Annotated in this window: 1 protein-coding gene; it reads right to left on the reverse strand. The window is 65.5% G+C overall.

The window, feature by feature from the left end; translation table 11 throughout:
- The coding region (locus tag AC1DHL_RS30000) for a diacylglycerol kinase (protein ID WP_478164369.1) at positions 1–387 on the reverse strand (387 nt) is incomplete at its 3' end.
- Positions 388–411: the final 24 nt, after the last annotated feature.

Here is a 411-nt window from a genome sequence, read left to right on the forward strand (position 1 = left end):
CAGCACGAGCGCCAGCATGACCGCCGCGCTGCCAAAGTCCTTGGCGCGCTTCGACAGGCTGTGCCGCTCGAGCGAAATCCGGTCCACGGCGGCCTCCACGCTGGAATTCAGCAATTCCACGATCAGCACCAGCAGCAGCGTCCCCAGCAGCAATATCCGTTCGACCGCCGAGATCGGCAGCAGGAACGCGCATGGCGTGAAAATCACCACCAGCGTCAGTTCCTGCCGGAACGCGCTCTCTTCGAGCACCGCGTAGCGCAGGCCGGACAGCGAGTTGATCGCCGCGTGCCAGGCGCGGCGGATACCGCGATTGCCTTTGTGGGGGTTGTTCTCGACCGAGTACTCAGTCTCCGGAGCGGACGGCAGCGGGGGATGCGGTTTTGGCATGATCGTGCGCAGCGGTGGGAGCCG

The organism is Variovorax sp. 10L426, from assembly GCF_056395305.1.